This is a genomic window from Actinomycetes bacterium (assembly GCA_024222295.1).
Taxonomy (GTDB): domain Bacteria; phylum Actinomycetota; class Acidimicrobiia; order Acidimicrobiales; family Microtrichaceae; genus JAAEPF01.
On record JAAEPF010000033.1, the window covers coordinates 230,216 to 246,353 of the forward strand.

General features: G+C 68.3%; 17 protein-coding genes. 12 read left to right on the top strand and 5 right to left on the bottom strand.

What is annotated here, in order from left to right:
* Positions 1–5 precede the first annotated feature (5 nt).
* From GY812_12330 to GY812_12360, 7 genes are all read left to right on the top strand, one after another.
* Positions 6–995: a zinc-binding dehydrogenase gene (locus tag GY812_12330; GenBank protein ID MCP4436265.1), complete on the top strand. Its 990-nt coding sequence runs from the start codon at positions 6–8 to the stop codon at positions 993–995.
* Positions 996–1,027: 32 nt separating this feature from the next.
* The gene (locus GY812_12335; protein MCP4436266.1) at positions 1,028–2,185 is read left to right on the top strand and encodes a M20 family metallopeptidase; all 1,158 of its coding nucleotides are present in this window, start codon (positions 1,028–1,030) and stop codon (positions 2,183–2,185) included.
* A complete protein-coding gene (locus GY812_12340; protein ID MCP4436267.1) occupies positions 2,127–3,833 on the top strand; it encodes a thymidylate synthase in 1,707 nt (568 codons plus the stop codon). The genes GY812_12335 and GY812_12340 overlap by 59 nt, the downstream gene beginning before the upstream one ends.
* 160 nt (positions 3,834–3,993) lie before the next feature.
* Positions 3,994–4,503, top strand: coding sequence for a hypothetical protein (locus GY812_12345; protein MCP4436268.1), 510 nt, complete (start codon positions 3,994–3,996; stop codon positions 4,501–4,503).
* 65 nt (positions 4,504–4,568) lie between these two features.
* The gene (locus tag GY812_12350; protein MCP4436269.1) at positions 4,569–5,084 is read left to right on the top strand and encodes a hypothetical protein; all 516 of its coding nucleotides are present in this window, start codon (positions 4,569–4,571) and stop codon (positions 5,082–5,084) included.
* Positions 5,085–5,093: 9 nt separating this feature from the next.
* Positions 5,094–5,624, top strand: coding sequence for a GNAT family N-acetyltransferase (locus tag GY812_12355; GenBank protein MCP4436270.1), 531 nt, complete (start codon positions 5,094–5,096; stop codon positions 5,622–5,624).
* Entirely contained in the window at positions 5,624–6,076 is a 453-nt protein-coding gene (locus GY812_12360; protein ID MCP4436271.1) for an NUDIX domain-containing protein, read from the top strand. The genes GY812_12355 and GY812_12360 overlap by 1 nt, the downstream gene beginning before the upstream one ends.
* A 12-nt stretch (positions 6,077–6,088) precedes the next feature.
* Here GY812_12360 and GY812_12365 read toward each other — a convergent pair whose 3' ends face one another.
* Positions 6,089–6,865 carry a crotonase/enoyl-CoA hydratase family protein gene (locus tag GY812_12365; protein ID MCP4436272.1) on the bottom strand — a complete coding sequence of 259 codons (777 nt, stop codon included), beginning with the start codon at positions 6,863–6,865 and terminating at the stop codon, positions 6,089–6,091.
* Between the two features lie 105 nt (positions 6,866–6,970).
* Between GY812_12365 and GY812_12370 the strand changes: the two genes are divergently transcribed.
* The gene (locus GY812_12370; protein MCP4436273.1) at positions 6,971–7,531 is read left to right on the top strand and encodes an HAD-IA family hydrolase; all 561 of its coding nucleotides are present in this window, start codon (positions 6,971–6,973) and stop codon (positions 7,529–7,531) included.
* Between the two features lie 37 nt (positions 7,532–7,568).
* On the opposite strand, the gene GY812_12375 is transcribed toward GY812_12370, so the two are convergent.
* Complete coding sequence (locus GY812_12375; protein ID MCP4436274.1) at positions 7,569–9,083, bottom strand: hypothetical protein; 1,515 nt, start codon at positions 9,081–9,083, stop codon at positions 7,569–7,571.
* A 139-nt stretch (positions 9,084–9,222) separates the two neighbouring features.
* Here GY812_12375 and GY812_12380 point away from each other — a divergent pair, with 139 nt between their 5' ends.
* Together GY812_12380 and GY812_12385 are read left to right on the top strand one after the other, a co-directional pair.
* On the top strand, positions 9,223–10,392 hold the full coding sequence (locus GY812_12380; GenBank protein MCP4436275.1) for an acyl-CoA dehydrogenase: 1,170 nt from the start codon (positions 9,223–9,225) through the stop codon (positions 10,390–10,392).
* Between the two features lie 80 nt (positions 10,393–10,472).
* Positions 10,473–11,579, top strand: a complete 1,107-nt coding sequence (locus GY812_12385) for an acyl-CoA/acyl-ACP dehydrogenase (protein ID MCP4436276.1) — start codon at positions 10,473–10,475, stop codon at positions 11,577–11,579.
* A 19-nt stretch (positions 11,580–11,598) separates the two neighbouring features.
* Here GY812_12385 and GY812_12390 read toward each other — a convergent pair whose 3' ends face one another.
* Positions 11,599–12,582, bottom strand: coding sequence for a hypothetical protein (locus tag GY812_12390; protein MCP4436277.1), 984 nt, complete (start codon positions 12,580–12,582; stop codon positions 11,599–11,601).
* A gap of 432 nt (positions 12,583–13,014) precedes the next feature.
* Between GY812_12390 and GY812_12395 the strand changes: the two genes are divergently transcribed.
* Together GY812_12395 and GY812_12400 are read left to right on the top strand one after the other, a co-directional pair.
* Positions 13,015–13,335: a hypothetical protein gene (locus GY812_12395; protein MCP4436278.1), complete on the top strand. Its 321-nt coding sequence runs from the start codon at positions 13,015–13,017 to the stop codon at positions 13,333–13,335.
* 92 nt (positions 13,336–13,427) lie between these two features.
* Complete coding sequence (locus GY812_12400; protein ID MCP4436279.1) at positions 13,428–14,243, top strand: hypothetical protein; 816 nt, start codon at positions 13,428–13,430, stop codon at positions 14,241–14,243.
* Positions 14,244–14,342: 99 nt separating this feature from the next.
* On the opposite strand, the gene GY812_12405 is transcribed toward GY812_12400, so the two are convergent.
* Together GY812_12405 and GY812_12410 are read right to left on the bottom strand one after the other, a co-directional pair.
* Positions 14,343–14,900: a hypothetical protein gene (locus GY812_12405; GenBank protein ID MCP4436280.1), complete on the bottom strand. Its 558-nt coding sequence runs from the start codon at positions 14,898–14,900 to the stop codon at positions 14,343–14,345.
* A 5-nt stretch (positions 14,901–14,905) separates the two neighbouring features.
* On the bottom strand, positions 14,906–16,105 hold the full coding sequence (locus GY812_12410; protein ID MCP4436281.1) for an amidohydrolase: 1,200 nt from the start codon (positions 16,103–16,105) through the stop codon (positions 14,906–14,908).
* Positions 16,106–16,138 lie beyond the last annotated feature (33 nt).

Below are 16,138 nucleotides of genomic sequence, written 5' to 3' on the forward strand. Positions count from 1 at the left end.
TGACCATGAAGGCGTGGCTGCTCGAGGAGAGCGACGAGTACCGCTGGGGCGAAGTCGGGGCGCCCTCGCCCGCAGAGGGTCAGGTACGGCTCGCGGTGCGCGCCTCGGCACTGAACCACATGGACCTCTGGCTTACCCGCCGCAAACCCCGGCCACCCTCCTGGCCCCACGTCCCGGGCGCCGACGTTGCCGGGGTGGTCGAGTCCGTCGGCGAGGGAGTGCAGGGCTGGCAGGTGGGCGACGAGGTGGTCGCGAACCCTGCGCTGGTGCCTACCGAAGCGCTGGAGCGCGGGTACGACTCGGTGCTGGATGCGCGGATGCGCATCCTCGGGGAGCACACGTGGGGGGGCCATGGCGAATTGTGCGTGGTCGATGCCCACCAGTTGTGTGCTCGCCCATCGGGGCGTAGTTGGGTCGAGTGCGCCGCGTATCCGATCGCGCTCAGTTCGGCATGGCGGTTGCTCAGGCGGGCCGGAATCACCCCCGGGGACCGGGTGCTCGTGACCGGCATCGGCGGTGGGGTGGCAACCGCAGCGATGACGCTGGCCATTCACCTCGGCGCCGAAGTGATCGTCACATCGCGCCAGCAATCGAAGCGGACCGCCGCCCTGCAGCTCGGCGCAGCGGGGGCGGTCGACTCCGCGGGGCCCTACCCGGAAGGCATCGACATCGTGGTCGACAGCATCGGCCCGGCCACCTGGGATGCAGCGATCGGGTCGCTACGCCGCGGCGGCAAGATGTGCGTCTGCGGTGGCACCAGTGGCCCGGTCGCGGAACTCGACCTGCCGAAGCTCTTCTGGCGGCAGCTCGACATCATCGGCGCGAGCTGCGCCAGCCAGGTCGAGTTCGACGAAGTCACCGCGATGATGACCGACGGCCTCGACGTGGTGGTCGACGGCGTGTTCGCACTCGGCGACTACCCCGAGGCGCTGGATCGCCTGGCGGGCGGGGCGCAGCTCGGCAAGCTCGTGCTCGAGCACCCGTCGGCCGGCTGAGCATGCCCCGTGGTCCGTCGTATCGTATGGGGATGCCGAGCAGCCCTGCAGCCCCCGACGTCCAGTCACTGAAGGCGAGGGCGCTCGACGTCATCGATGAACTGGCCGGAGAGCTCACTGCGGTCTCCCACGACATCTGGGAGCACCCCGAGCTGTGCTTCGAGGAACGCCACGCCCACGACGCGCTGTGCGACGCGCTGGAGGCGCACGGCCTCGAGCCCACACGCCACGCCTACGGGCTGGAGACGGCGTTCGAAGCCACCGGCGGCACCGATGGCCCGACCGTGGCGGTCATCTGCGAGTACGACGCCCTGCCGGGAATCGGCCACGCGTGCGGGCACAACGTGATCGCGGCAGCCGGGCTCGGTGCCGGACTCGCTGCGGCCGCGGTCGCGGATGATGCCGGCGGCCGGGTGCGCATCCTCGGCACACCGGCGGAGGAAGGCGGCGGCGGCAAGGTGCTGATGGCCCGCGAGGGTGCCCTCGACGGGCTGGTGGCGGCGATGATGGTCCACCCCGCCGACCACGACCTCCGAACCATGGACTGTGTGGCCATCCACCGACTCGATGTCGAGTACCACGGCAGGGCCGCCCATGCAGCGGCGTCACCCGAACAGGGTGTCAACGCCCTCGACGCCGCCGTGCTCGGCTACATGGCAGTCGCGGCCCTGCGCCAGCACATCGGCCCCCGCGAGAAGGTGCACGGGGTGTTCACCGACGGCGGCGACAAGCCCAACATCGTTCCCTCCCACGCGTCGATGCACTGGTACGTGCGCGCCGCGAACAGCGAAGACCGCGCCGCACTCGAGCAACGGGTGCTGGCGGCACTGGAGTCCGGCGCCACGGCCACCGGCGCCTCGATGACCCATGCCTGGCACGACCCGCCCTACACCGACATGGTGGCCGACGAGTGGCTGCTGCAGTGCTACGCGGAGAACTCCGAGGCCGTCGGCCGTCACCTGGACCGCGAGGGCGCCACGCCGGTGATGGGCAGCACCGACATGGGCAACGTGAGCTACGAGGTGCCCTCCATACACCCGATGATCGCCGTCGCACCCCCCGGTGTGGCGATCCACACCCCCGAGTTCGCGGGCTTCGCCCGGGGCCCTGAGGGTGACGCAGCAGTGCTCGATGGCGCCCGGGCGATGGCCTGCACGGTCATCGACACGTGGGCTGCGCAGCGGCAATAGGCTGTCGGCCGTGACAGGGGCCCCGCAGCTCGGCAACTACGCCGCAGAACAGTTCGATTCCGATGAACGTGAGGTACTGAGGCCGTACTTCACGAACCTCGACGGCCCCGTGTTCGCACTCGTCAACCTGCCCGAGGTGGTCAAGGGCGCACTCTTCGCTCGCTACTCGCGGTCCTCCAAGTCGCTGCGACGCCTCTTCCTCGACGAGTTCGTCGGAGAACTCGACACAGCCGGCGACGCCACTGTGGACGCCACGATCGGACTGGAGCGGGCCGAGGCGCTGTATGACCGTGTCTTCTTCGAGTACGGCGACGACAGCGTCGCCCAGCTCGGCGGTGTGCACCTGGCGTGCGAGCAGGCATCCAACCTGCTCACGAAGATCCTCGAGTGGGGACGCCTCATGTCCTACCTCGAGCAGTCGACCCGCTACATCCCCTACGACGAACGGCTCGCCGGCCGCTACCGCTACCACCGGGACCCCGACATCCTCGCTTCCAACCTCGGCGCCCGCTACGTCGCTGAGATGGACACCATCTTCGAGATCTACTCCGAGCTCGTGGCCGCCATGACCGAGCACTACCGCGCACTTCACCCGAAGGGCGAGGGTGACTCCGACTTCGTGCACCGCCAGGCCGTGAGGGCCAAGGCGTTCGACGCCGTTCGCGGCGTGCTGCCCGCGGCCGCTCTGTCCAACGTGGGCATCTACGGTTCGGGCCAGGGCTACGAGGCGCTCCTCTTGCGCATGCGCTCACACCCGTTGCCCGAGGCACGCCACTACGCCACGCTCATGCTCACCGAGCTGCGCAAGGTCATCCCCAGCTTCCTCAAGCGCGTGGACCTGCCGGACCGGGGCATGGAGACCTCCGCCTACATGGAGCACAACCGCAAGGCCATGGAGGCCACGGCCTACGAGGTCCTCGCCGAAGACAACGTGGCGACCCCACACGGCTCCAACGTCGAGCTCGTCGACTTCGACCCCGACGGCGAGGTCAAGGTCGTTGCCGCGATGCTCTACCCCTATACCGACCTGCCAGAGACCTCCGTGCTCGACAAGGTTGCCCGCATGTCGGTGGAGGACAGGCTGTCGGTCATGCGTTCGTACGTGGGGGAGAGGCGCAACAGGCGCCACAAGCCCGGCCGTGCGCTCGAGCGCACCGACTACCGATTCGACGTACTGTCCGACTACGGCGCATTCCGCGACCTGCAGCGGCACCGCATCGCCACGGTCGAGTGGCAGAACCTCGGCCCCGGCCACGGGTTCGTGCGCCCCGCCTCGATCGACGAGGCCGGGGTCTCCGACCGGTTCGACGAGGCGATGGACATCTCCGAGGGTCTGTGGAGCGCCCTGGCGGAGCAGTTCCCCGAGCGTGCGTCCTACGCGGTGGCGCTGGCACACCGCCTGCGCTATGTCATGCAATTCAACGCCCGGGAGGCCATCCACATGCTGGAGCTACGGTCCTCGGTGCAGGGCCATCCGAGCTACCGCTCCGTGGCCCAGCGGATGCACCGGTTGATCGAGGAAGAGGCCGGCCACACCGCCATCGCGGAGATGATGCGGTTCGTGGACCACTCCGGTGAGGCCGAACTCGAGCGCATCGGCGCCGAGCGTGCAGCTGAACGGAAGCGCTCGGTCGAGGCCGGTTCCTGAGGACCGTTTCGGGTCCGTTCAAGAAATCTCGCTGCCGGGTGGACACACACCGCCCGATCCGTGTCTATGATGCGCCGGTTCCGGGTCGATGCGACCCCCGACGGCCCTCGCGCCACCACCGACACGCGGCCGGCGCAACAGAGACACGAATCAGGATGCGATGAACGACGAAGTCGACGAGCTCGAGGAAGACGAAGAGCTCGACGAAGAAGAACTTGACGACGAAGAGCTCGACGACGAGCTGCTCGAGGACGGCGCCATCCCGGCCGCCGACGGCGAGGGTGACGACGCCACCACGGACGACGACGACGAGGAGGCCGACGAGGTCCCCACGGCCCGCAAGCGTCCCGGCACCGCCGAGGAGGAAGACGACGAGGCCGACCCCGACGACGTCGAAGCCGACCTGGATCGCATCCTCAAGGACAAGATGGCCTCGGGCGACGACGAGGACGAGGAGGAGGAGGAAGAGGCTCCCAAGGAGACCACTTCCGAGTCGGGTGAACGCGTGGCCGCCAAGGGTGCGGACGAGTTCACGTGCAATACGTGCTTCCTCATCGTGCATCCCCGCCAGTTCGGGCGCGCTGGAAACCTGCACTGCCCCGAGGGGTACGATCCTTGTCCCTCCATCAAGAAGGTGGAGGCGGCCCTCAAGAAGGCGAAGAAGGGCTGACGGAACCCGATGATGGCCACACGCGGTGGCCGCGCGGGCCACACGACCCACGGGAATCTGAAGTGATGGCGGCAACGGCGGATAGCTCCGAACAAGACTCCGGCAAGGGCTCGGCGGATACCTCGCACGAAGAGGCCCCGTCCCTGATCGAAGATCTTGCCGGACTGCTGCCGCGGCTCATCGACCGCTCATCGGCACAGCTGCAGTTCTCCCAGTCGCTGTTGTCGATGCTGCCCTGCACCAGGTCGCTCTTCGGGGGTTCACCAGATCGTGACTCGGGCGAGGACCTACCCGAACACGAAGCCCGGCAGTCCACCGACGTGCTGCGCGTGCTGACCGAGGACGAGCCGACCGCTGCACCGGACTCCTCACACGAAGCGGCACCCGGCGACGAGGCCGCAGAGGCACCTGACGTGAGCACGCTTGCCATTCCCGACTACGACAGCCTGGCGGCGTCTCAGGTGGTGCCCAGGCTCACGACCCTGTCTCCCGAGGAGCTGGAAGCCGTCGGCGCCTACGAGTCGGCAAAGCGCCAGAGGCGAACGATCCTCAACCGCGTCACCGCACTGCTCGCGGACTGACCGTTTGTGATGAGCGCGGGTGACCAGGCGGAGCCGACTCCACACCAGGCGGAGCCGACTCCACACGGTGTGACTGCACGGCCTGCGGTCGGGCACGACACTCCCGACCTGGCCCGCATGCACCTTGCCGCGGTCGAGTCGCTCGGCGCGTTTCCGAAGGGAGGACCGCTCGCCAACGCGCTGAGCCGGGGCAGCGTGCACGCCGATGTGGCGCAGGGCTTCGCGGCCGACCTCGAAGGGGGCGAGCGGTCGGTGGTCGTTGGGCTGCTCGGAGTAACCGTGGTCGGCTACGGGGTGCTGCGGCCTTCTGTGCCGGTGCAAGCCCCTGCCGTCATCGAGGAGCTGTGGGTGGATCCAGAGGCCCGTGAGGTAGGCGTTGGATCGAGCCTGCTCGACCTGCTGCGCGACGAGGCCGACGCTGCTGGTTCGACCGCTGTGGACTGCGTGACCCTGCCCGGTGACCGCAATACGAAGAACTTCTTCGAGGACCACGGCATGGTTGCACGGGCAATCACGGTCAGTGGCCCTGCGCAGCCCTGATGGTCGCCGACCAGTCCGGGCCGCAGACCCGGGGGCAGGAGCGGGGCCAGAGGCGCGCCGAGGTGTGCGTGGGCGCGATAGCGACACGCACCAACGAACTCCTGATGGTTCGTCGGGCCACCCAGCCCGGCCTCGGCCGGTGGTCGGTGCCCGGCGGCAGGGTGGAGCCCGGCGAGACCCTTGCGGAGGCCGTGGTACGCGAGCTGGCCGAGGAAACGGCCCTGCATGGTGTGTGCGGCGCCCTGGTTGGGTGGACCGAGATCATTGACGCCCATCACCACTTCGTCGTGATGGACTTCGCAGTGACATTGCTGGACGACCACGAACCGACGCCCGGCGACGACGCCTCCGAAGCCGCCTGGGTGCCGGTCTGGACCGTCCCCGAGCTCGACCTCGTGGATGGCCTGGCCGAGTTCCTCTCCGACGCAGGCATCATCGAGACACTCACCTGAAGGTGGGGTCGCTCAGCGACCCTTCCATTCGGGATCGCGCTTCTCGATGAAGGCCGTCAGGCCTTCGTTGAAGTCCTCGGTGCCGAACATCTTGCCGATTCCCTCGTTCGACATCTTCCAGCCGACCTCGTCGTCTTCGTCGGTGGCCTCGATCATGATCTTGCGGCTCTCGGCCACTGCGAGAGGAGCATTCCTGCAGATCTCCGCCGCCAGGTCCTTCGCACCCTCAAGGGCGCCACCCTCCTCGGTGAGGCGGTTGACCAGCCCGAACTGATGCGCCCGCTCGGCGGAGAAGTCGAGGCTGCCGGTGAGGGCGAGCTCCATGGCGATGTTGCGGGGAATCTTGCGGGGCAGGCGGAACAGGCCGCCGGCTGCGGCCACCAGGTTGCGCTTCACCTCGGGGATGCCGAACTTGGCGGTGTTCGACGCGACCACCATGTCGGCTGCGAGCACGAGCTCGGTGCCACCCGCGAGAGCCGGGCCGTCGACGGCGGCGATCACCGGCTTGGTGCGCTCACGCGTCACGAACCCGCCGAAGCCACCCTTTTCGGTCATCATCCCGCCGGGATCGGTGTTCATCGCCTTGAGGTCGGCACCGGCACAGAAGATGTAGCCCTTCTCGGTCTTCGCACCGGTGAGGATGCCGACCCAGACTTCGGAGTCGTCTTCGATCTGGTCGATCGCAGACTCGATGCCACTCGCGACCTCGCCGTTCACGGCGTTGCGCGCGTCGGGTCGGTTGATCGTGATGATGCCGACGTTGCCCTGCTTTTCGTACTCAACGGTCATGGGCGGAGAATCTACGCAGACTTGACCGAGCGGTCTAGTTGGTGTGACGAACGTCGCCGCAACCGGGATCTGGTCCCGACCCACAGGGGTATGTACGTTGCGCCGATGCCCAGCACGCCCCCTGAAGTAGTCGTGTTCGATTTCGACGGCACACTCGTCGACTCCGACGAGGCGCTGCTCGTGCCCTTCGACATGCTGGGCGTGTCGCGCTCCGAGGTGGTCATGGGCTCTGCGGTGGCTGAGGAGTGCGACCGGCTGGGGATCTCCATGGACGACTACGTGGCCGCCTACGACACCGCGGTCGTGCAGCCCTACGACGGCGTCGAGGCGATGCTCTCCGAGTTGCCCCGCTGGGCTGTGCTGTCCAACAAGCACCCCGACTCCGCCATCGCCGAGCTCAACCGGCTCGGTTGGGAGCCGGAGGCACTGATGTGCGCAGACGCGTTCGGGTGGGCACACAAGTCGCTGCTGCCGATGCTCCAGGCGCTCGGACTCGATGCGTCACAGGTGGCGATGGTGGGCGACAGCGGGGGAGACCTGCGCGTCGCGCAGGAGGCCGGATGCAGGTTCATCTGGGCGGGCTGGAACGCGCGCGTGCAACATGCCGGCCCCTCCGGCGAAGTCCTGGCCACACCAGCGGATCTGCCTGCAGCGCTCGGTTTCTGATCGGGCTCTCTGCGACCGCGAAGCCGAGCCAGACGGCTCAGGAGTCCGAGGACTCGCCATCGCCTGCATCAGCGGCATCGCCTGACACGGACGCTTCGGCCTCTGGCTCGTCGGCCTCTGGTTCGTCGGAGTTGGGTTCGTCGGCGTTGGGCTCGAGGGCGACTTCTTCCTGCGCGGCGGGTGCTTCGGCTTCCGGCTCACCTGCCTGGGGCTCCGCGGCCTTCGACGTTTCGGCCTCGGCTGCCTCGGGTGCCCCGGCCTCGGGTTTCGAATCGCCCGGCTTGTCGCCTCCCTTGGCCTCTGACCTACCGCCGGTCTTGCCTTCCGGCTTGCCATCAGCCTTGCCACCGCCCTTGCGACCCGTTGGCCTTCCGCCCTGGCCACGACCCTGCGGACGATTGCGCTTGCGTCGCTTGCGGGCCGCCCCGGCCTCCTTGGGATCCACACCGAACAGCTCGGCGATCGCCGGGGCCTTGTCGGCGATGCGCTTGGCGGCCTCGATCAGGTCCTCCGAGGGGTTCTCGGGCTTGCCTGCCGGAGTCACGTGCGTGCGAACCGGCGAGAAGCTGAGCGCGTCCAGAGTGGCGGCGTACAGCTCCTGCTTGGTACGCGCGTCGAGGCCCTTGGATACGTCGGCAACGAGACGCTTCTGCAGTTCCGGGGGCAGGGGAGTGCCCGCCTTGGGCGGACGCGAGGAGAGCCGCAGGGCACGCACGAAGCGACCCGCATCGAGGTTGGCCTCCATGTCGGAGATCCAGAGCTTGTGTTCCTCTTCGACCCGGCGGGTCAGACCGGCGGTCAGCTCGTCACGAAGCGCCCGGGCGTCCTCGCCCTTCGCACCGGTGTCGGCGGCGACGACCACCGAACGCAGGTCGCGCAGGTCGAGTTCCTCGAGGTCGGCCTTGGCCGCCTCGGCGCGGTCCATCCACTCCGCCTCGCGGAGTTTCGGCAGCAGCACCTCGGCCATGGACACGACCTGGTCGACGGGGATGCCGGGGCGGTTCTCCTTCTTGGCGGCGTCGTTCTGCTTGCGGGCCTCGTCGCGCACGGCCGGCACGCCGCCACGGAGCACCTGTTCTGCAATCGGGCGCTGCTCCTCGGGTACCTCGCCGAGGGCTGCGTCACGGTTGGCGCGACGGGGGCGCAACCGCTTCGGCTGGGGACGCTCCGGAACCGGGTCGGGCCTTGGGCCCCGGGGCCGGTCCGAACGGTCCCCGTCGCGTCCACGGCCACGGCCCTTGCCACGACCCTTTCCGCGACCCTTGCCCTTCGGCGCCAGCTGCGTGGTCACCAACGGCTCCTCGCGGCCGGAGCCGAGGATCTCGAGGCGCTCGGGCTCCTTGCGGGCCTCCTTGTCAGGCAGCAGGGCGGTGATCTCGATGCCGTCCACCATGAACTCGGCCTCAGCGCGCAGCACGGCTCCCACAGCGGCTCCATCGGGCACGAGGCTGGCGTCGAGGTCGCCCTTCGGCTGCTTCGCGCCTGCGGCTCGCCAGGTCCAGGATCCGTCGGGGCGGACACTGGTCAGCTCGATCTCAAGACGACGTGACATGGCGGTCAACGTTACCGGCGCTCCCGTAATCCTCTAAACCCGCACTCACCCTGGTCGGTCGCGGGCCTTCCCGGCTGGCCACGGGCAGGGTAGAACGCGTTACAGTTCTGCGGTCCGCCACCCACGCCGGGGGAACCGAATGCACATCGCCTACACCGACGAGCAGCTGGCACTGCGCGACGAGCTACGCAGCTACTATGACCGGCTGCTGACCGACGAGGTCCGCGAGGAGCTCCACCTCGAGCACGGATGCGGCCCGGTCACCCGGGCCACGGTCAAGCAGATGGCTGCCGACGGCTGGTTGGGGATCGGATGGCCCAAGGAGTACGGCGGGCAGGGCCGCGACCAGTTCGACCAGTTCATCTTCTACGACGAGTCGATGCGCAGCGGCGCCCCGGTGCCCACCCTCACGGTCAACACGGTGGGCCCCACGATCGTCGAGTTCGGAACCGAGGAGCAGAAGGCCTTCTTCCTGCCGAAGATCCTCGCCGGTGACCTCACGTTCTGCATCGGATACTCCGAGGCGGAGGCCGGCACCGACCTCGCATCGCTCACATCCAAGGCGGTCAGGGACGGCGACGAGTGGATCGTCAACGCCCGCAAGATGTGGACCTCCCTCGCAGGCGACGCCGACTACTGCTGGCTCGCACTGCGCACCAATCCCGAGGCCGCCAAGCACAAGGGCATCTCCATCTTCGCGGTGGACATGAAGTCGCCCGGAGTCACGGTCAACCCGCTGCAGCTGATGGTCACCCACGACATCAACGAGACAGTCTTCGAAGACGTCCGGGTGCCCGACGCGAACCTCGTGGGCGGCGAGGGCAACGGCTGGCGACTCATCACCAACCAGCTGAACCACGAGCGCGTCACGCTGCTCTCTCCTGGCCTGCTCGAGCAGTCCTACATGGAGGTCCGCAGGTGGTCCCAGGAGACCAAGGACGCGAACGGCAAGCGCCACATCGACAACGAGTGGGTCCAGATGAACCTCGCCCGCGTTCACGCCGGCCTCGAGTTCCTGCGCCTCGAGAACTGGAAGGTCGCCGCGGCCGACACGCTCGATGTTGCAACGGCCTCCACGGTGAAGACGTTCGGCTCCGAGTTCTACGTCGAGGCGTTTCGCCTCCTGATGGAGGTGGTGGGACCCCGCGCCTACCTCGAACGCGATTCGAGGGGAGCAGTGCTCAAGGGTCGACTCGAGACCAACTACCGCTCGCTGCTGATCCTCACCTTCGGCGGCGGCACCAACGAGATCCAGCGCGACCTGATCGCCATGTTCGGCCTCGGAATGCCGCGGGCCCTGCGCAGCTGAGCCAACGCGACCGGCACCAGTCACAAGCAACCACGACACAGACGCCAGACACAGCGACCACAGGGACAACAGGGACGACGATGGACTTCGAACTCGACGAACAGGCCACAGCAATCAGGCAGCTCACCGCACAGGTGATGGGCGACGCTTCCGACCACCACCACCTGCGTGCGATCGAGCGCGCTGACGGGCCGCGCCACGACGCGAAGCTGTGGGCGGCCATGGCCGAGACCGGGATCCTCGGTGCCTTCATCCCCGAGGAACACGGGGGAGCGGGGCTCGGCCTCGTGGCGCTCGGCGAGGCGCTGGAGGCCGCCGGACGCACCGCCGCCGCTGTTCCGTTCTGGGAGACCGTCCCGCTCGGCGCACTTCCCATCGCCGAGTTCGCCCCGGCAGAGCTGGCCGCCGACGTGCTTCCCGAAGTGGCTGCGGGGACGATGATCCTCACCGCGGCATGGCACGAAGACGCCGCACAGGCACTTGCTCCCACCACGATCGCTGCGCGCAACGGCGACTCATGGTCGCTCACCGGTACCAAGATCTGCGTTCCCGCCGGCGCGATCGCCGACGCGGTCGTGGTCCCAGCCGCCATCGAAGGGGGCTCGGTAGGCCTGTTCCTGGCCCGCACCGCCGACTCCGGAGTGGCGGTCGAATCCCTCGACACGACGATGGGAGATCCGCAGGCGGCTGTGTTGTTGGCCGAGGCGCCGGCCGAGCTGATCGCCGAAGGACACTCCACCCTCGAGTGGGCACACGAGCGGGCTGTGGCTTCGCAGTGCTGTCTCATGGCAGGCATCTGCGGGGCTGATCTCGACCTCACGGCCGAGTTCACCAAGGAGCGCAAGCAGTTCGACGTGGCCATCGCCACCTTCCAGGCGGTGGCGCACCGTGCGGCCGACTCGTTCATCGACTCCGAGGCGATCCACATCACCGCCCAGTCGGCCATGTGGCGTCTGGAGAACGGCCACCCGGCCGCCAAGGAGATCAACGTGGCGAAGTTCTGGGCTGCGTGGGGGAGTGCCCGCATCATCCAGGCGGGCCAGCACCTCCACGGGGGCATCGGCGTCGACCGCGACTACCCGTTGCACCGCTACTTCTTCATGGCCAAGGAGCTGGAGCTGCAGCTCGGCTCAGGCACCGAGCACCTCGTCGAGCTGGGTCGGCGCCTCGCGGCGGAACCGGCCTGACCGCCGGGGCACCCGATGCTCAGAGTGCCTCGAGTACCTCCGGGAGCCCGACAGCCCGGGTGAACGTGTAGGGGAGTGATCGCGAGGCGGCCAGTTGGGCGACGCGGGGAGTGACCTCCGACTCGATGGCGACCTGCACGATGTGTGCGCGCTTCGCAATGACGCAGTGGCCGAGGGCGTCGTCGGAGCTGCCAAGCACCGCCGACGCACCTCGCAGCGTCGCCACGAGTTCGTCGGCATCAAGAGCGCCGTCACCGTCGACGGCGCCGGTGACGGTGTCCACGTGGACGAACCCGGCGGCGGCCGCCGCTTCCAGCAGCGCCGGCTCCTTGAGATACAGGTCATCGGGTCCGTGGGTGAGCACGACCTTGCGTGCAGCCGGCTCGGCGCCGGATCCGGCGGCCTGTTCGTCGACCCACCTGCGGTACCAGCGGGGAAGCGCACCGGCTCCTTCGCGGGCCACCGGGGCAGCGAACACGGCCAATGCGGGACGTATTACGGTCCCAGCACCAACACGCTGGATGCTGACCTGGCGATTGGCCACACGGTTCAGCAGGTAGTCCTCGAGCATCGTTGCGGCCCTGGTGTAGAACACCGTCACCGGAGCCTGCGGGTGGAGGGCGGGATGCTGCATCAGCACCGCGGGGGGCAAGGCCTCCACGAGCGATTCGAACACGCCGTTGGCCGGCACCATGTGGAGCGCTGCGGTGCCCTCGTGGTCGAGTACCGGCCCACCGGGTCCCTGCCTTGCCAGCTCCGAGAGGTGGGCGGCTGACGCGTTGTTGGCCACGATGGAGCCATCGCTCATCCTCACGACGTCCTCACCCGCGCACAGCTCGACGTCGCGCAGCAGTCGCACACCGGCCGGGGGCAACGCCAGCGACTCGCCGCACAGGCCGCGCTGACAGGCCTCATCCGCGGTCGGTAGGTCCGGGACCATGGGCGTCGGGATCAGGTCACCGCCACCGAGGCGAATCAGCTCTGAATCGGGAATCCTTCCCACGGGAACGATGCTGGGCCGCCGACGCCCGAACCGTCCCACGGCCCTGAACGCCTCACTGACCCTCTCGGCCACCATCTCTGCCTCTGGAAGCCTTTCCGTGCTGTTCGCGACACCTTTTGCTTTGGAGAGAGGATATCGACATCCAACCGCAAACCGAGCGCGAGGCGGTCTGCCGGTCAGCGACCAGAAAGACGCCGGAAATCCCCATTATGTCCGTTTCCAGAATCAAGGCGAGGCATCCCTATCCGGGGATCCCGCATGGCGAACTCCCCGAATCGAACCGTCAGGCGACTTCCGGTGGTCGCTTAGAGCTCCGACGGGCCGCGCGGGACCGTCTCGAAGCGACCCTTTACAAGGCAGCGCGGATGGTGTCCCATGGAATCCTGGGTCGGAAGGTCCCGCCTTCTGGCCAACAATCCAGGAGGTGAGTCGATGTCCAACCGCCACCGCACTCGGCAGGCCGGAGCTACTTCGGCCCTGCAAGAGGACAGGGAGAACCGCAAGGCTGAGCACCGCAGGGTGCGCCGAACGGTCAACCAGGCCCTTCACATGGCCTCCCTGAACGACGACCACGACGGTCTCGTGCTCGAGCTTCCTCATGCCACCCATGGCTACACGGAGGTCTACGACGAGCCGGGCTCGCGTGAGGCGCCCAAACCTCGCAAGCGGTTGCGACATTGGAAGCAGTCCTTCTGGAAGCGGCGCAACAACGAGCGCAGGCGCCGCAACATGGCCTACGACGCCCTGGCCTGAGGCTGCCGACTCCGGCGTCGAGACCTGCCACCGTCCTGAGCGCGTCTGCAGGCAGCCCGACCCGGCACCGGGCGTGCCGGTAGCCTTGCCGGATGGCTGACAGTTCACCGCCGGGCGACCCCGGCGGGCAGGGCGGTGCTGGCGGAACTGCACGTGATGTGCTGCTCCAGGTCGCCGAGCAGCGCAACGAGGCTGCCCGCCAGACCGTCGACGGACTGGTGAGCCAGCACCCCGAGGCCGACGCGGACGAGCTCACCAGGATGCTGATCCGCGAGTGCGCCCGCGACCTGGCGATAGGCGGCGCGGTCACAGGCGGTGCCGCTGCCGCACCCGTCGCCGGACCTGCCGCGGCGGCCGCCATGTTCGGCAGCGAGAGCATCGCCGGGGTCTCCCGGCTGGGCGAGATGGTGATGGCCATCGGCATCGTTCACGGCCATCACGACGCAACAGCCGACGAGCGCGCCCTCTGGGTGGCAGGCGCGCTCGGAGCCACCGAGGGCGCCGCGTTGGGAATGACCGGCCTCGCTGCCCGGGCCGGCGCCAGCGGGGGCGCCAGGATTGCCGCCCGACTCCCCCGCGCAGCAGCCGCCACGGCCGCCGGGGTCGGACGCACCAAGCGGCTGGCGACCCGGATGGCCTCAAAGGGCGGACCCTGGGGCCTGGCGGCCCTGCTGCCCTACACCATCGGTGCAGGCGTCGGTGCGGCCGGAAACACCGCTCTCGCCATCTCGGTGGGCCGTGCGGCCAAGCACTACTTCGCAGCGAACCCGAGCGTCGATGGTGCGACCGGTCCCCCGCCCCCGTCGGCCTCGTCCGCCTTCGACGAGGCCTTCGACGAGATCTGGGACGCCGAGGTGATCGATGAGCGCATCGTCGGCCAGGACGAGCCAGACTCACCCGAGGGCTGAACGCGGCCATTTGCCCCGGGGTGCCGATCGTGGCGGACACCTGCGGCGACCCATCCTGGCCGAGCGACCCAGAGTCGGCGCCACACCCTGCGCGTGGGCTCAGTTGACCCCCGGGTCATCCGGATGGCGGGCGATCGCCGCCAACTTGCCGCCCTGGCGGGACAGGACCGCGCGCCAGAGCTTCTCCGGCTCGGCGCTGAACACGTCGTCAGGCAGCGCATCCAGCACCACCCATACGCCTGTGTCCAGTTCGGCATCGAGCTGACCCGAGCCCCAGCCCGCGTAGCCCGAATAGGCGCGCAGCAGATCCAGGCCTTCGACCTCGCGTGCCTCAACTGCGTCGGCCGCCACCACCGCGATCGTGCCCCCGACCGCTGCGACCCCCCTTGGCTCCTCCCCCATCCGGAGGCGGCCGAGCAGTATCAGTGCTTCGGGCGAGACCGGCCCGCCGCCGAAGAGCACGCCGGGTGTTGCCCACGGAATGCCCACGTCGATCTCCTCGGGCACCTCAACGTCGCCCGGGCGATTGAGCACGACGCCGATGGCTCCACCGTCGTCGTGGTCGATCACGTACACCACGGTGCGGTCGAAGTTGTCGTCGGGCAGCGCCGGCACCGACACCAGGAGTTGGTTGCGAGTGCGCACCGGTTCGTCCACCGGGATCAGTCGATGTCGAGTGACAGCATCCTGATCGCGTTGCCGCGCAGGATCTTGTACTGCACGTCCGCGGGCAGGTGGCCCATCATCTTCTCGGCCACGGCCTTCGAGTTGGGCCAGGTCGTGTCGGTGTGCGGGTAGTCGGTCTCGAAGGTGATGTTGTCCAGGCCGACCGCGTCCAGGCTGTCGAGGCCGTGCTGGTCGCGGAAGAAGCAGCCGAACACCTGGCGGTAGTAGTAGGTCGACGGCGGCTCGGGGACGATGTCGGCGACGCCACCCCACGCACGGTGCTCCTGCCAGACATCGTCGGCACGCTCGATGATGTAGGGAATCCAGCCGATCTGGCCTTCGCTGTAGGCCAGCTTCAGCTCCGGGAAGCGAACCAGCACGCCTGAGAACAGGAAGTCGGTGAGGCTGCCCATCGCGTTATTGAACGACAGCGTGGCCTGCACGGCCGGCGGGGCATCACCAGAGGTGGACGGCATCTTCGAGGAGCTGCCGATGTGCATGCACACCACCGTCTGCGTCTCGGCACACGCGGCAAAGAACGGGTCCCAGTGGTCGGTGTGGACGCTGGGCAGGCCCAGGTGCGGCGGGATCTCCGAGAAGCACACGGCGTGCACTCCACGCTCTGCGTTGCGACGCACCTCGGCGGCGGCCAGCTGTGGGTCCCACAGCGGAATGATGATGAGCGGCACCAGGTGGCCGCCGGACTCGCCGCACCATTCCTCGACCATCCAGTCGTTGTATGCGTACACGCAGGCCTCGGCGACTTCGCGGTCGGCCGCCTCGAGGAACGTCTGGCCACAGAACCTCGGGAAGGTGGGAAACGACAACGACACGTCCACGTGGTTGGCGAGCATGTCGGCGACGCGCTCCTTCACGTCGTAGCAACCGGGGCGCATCTCGTCGTAGGTGATCGGAGACAGCGACATCTCCTCGCGCGGGAAGCCCACCGCTGCAACGTGGCGCTTGTGCGGCGCGACGAGGTCCTCGTAGATCCAGCAGTCGGCCGGGGGCGCGTCATCGGAGTAGACGATGTCGTACTGCGTGCCACCGAGGAACGTCATCGACTCGATCCCCCGGCGCTCCACACGGGGGCCGCGCTCGCGGTACTTCTCGGGAAGCCAGCGCTGCCAGAGGTCGCCCGGCTCGACGACGTGGTCGTCGACGCTCACGATCATGGGCAGTTCATTGTCGCTCATCGGCCCTCCAGCTCAGATCTGACGAGTCGTCAG

Excerpts from the sequence above, each read along its gene's own strand:
- GY812_12330 (MCP4436265.1), top strand. The coding sequence starts at position 6 with ATGAAGGCGTGGCTGCTCGAGGAGAGCGACGAGTACCGCTGGGGCGAA.
- GY812_12335 (MCP4436266.1), top strand. The coding sequence starts at position 1,028 with ATGCCGAGCAGCCCTGCAGCCCCCGACGTCCAGTCACTGAAGGCGAGG.
- GY812_12340 (MCP4436267.1), top strand. The coding sequence starts at position 2,127 with ATGGCGCCCGGGCGATGGCCTGCACGGTCATCGACACGTGGGCTGCGC.
- GY812_12345 (MCP4436268.1), top strand. The coding sequence starts at position 3,994 with ATGAACGACGAAGTCGACGAGCTCGAGGAAGACGAAGAGCTCGACGAA.
- GY812_12350 (MCP4436269.1), top strand. The coding sequence starts at position 4,569 with ATGGCGGCAACGGCGGATAGCTCCGAACAAGACTCCGGCAAGGGCTCG.
- GY812_12355 (MCP4436270.1), top strand. The coding sequence starts at position 5,094 with ATGAGCGCGGGTGACCAGGCGGAGCCGACTCCACACCAGGCGGAGCCG.
- GY812_12360 (MCP4436271.1), top strand. The coding sequence starts at position 5,624 with ATGGTCGCCGACCAGTCCGGGCCGCAGACCCGGGGGCAGGAGCGGGGC.
- GY812_12365 (MCP4436272.1), bottom strand. The coding sequence starts at position 6,865 with ATGACCGTTGAGTACGAAAAGCAGGGCAACGTCGGCATCATCACGATC.
- GY812_12370 (MCP4436273.1), top strand. The coding sequence starts at position 6,971 with ATGCCCAGCACGCCCCCTGAAGTAGTCGTGTTCGATTTCGACGGCACA.
- GY812_12375 (MCP4436274.1), bottom strand. The coding sequence starts at position 9,083 with ATGTCACGTCGTCTTGAGATCGAGCTGACCAGTGTCCGCCCCGACGGA.
- GY812_12380 (MCP4436275.1), top strand. The coding sequence starts at position 9,223 with ATGCACATCGCCTACACCGACGAGCAGCTGGCACTGCGCGACGAGCTA.
- GY812_12385 (MCP4436276.1), top strand. The coding sequence starts at position 10,473 with ATGGACTTCGAACTCGACGAACAGGCCACAGCAATCAGGCAGCTCACC.
- GY812_12395 (MCP4436278.1), top strand. The coding sequence starts at position 13,015 with ATGTCCAACCGCCACCGCACTCGGCAGGCCGGAGCTACTTCGGCCCTG.
- GY812_12400 (MCP4436279.1), top strand. The coding sequence starts at position 13,428 with ATGGCTGACAGTTCACCGCCGGGCGACCCCGGCGGGCAGGGCGGTGCT.
- GY812_12410 (MCP4436281.1), bottom strand. The coding sequence starts at position 16,105 with ATGAGCGACAATGAACTGCCCATGATCGTGAGCGTCGACGACCACGTC.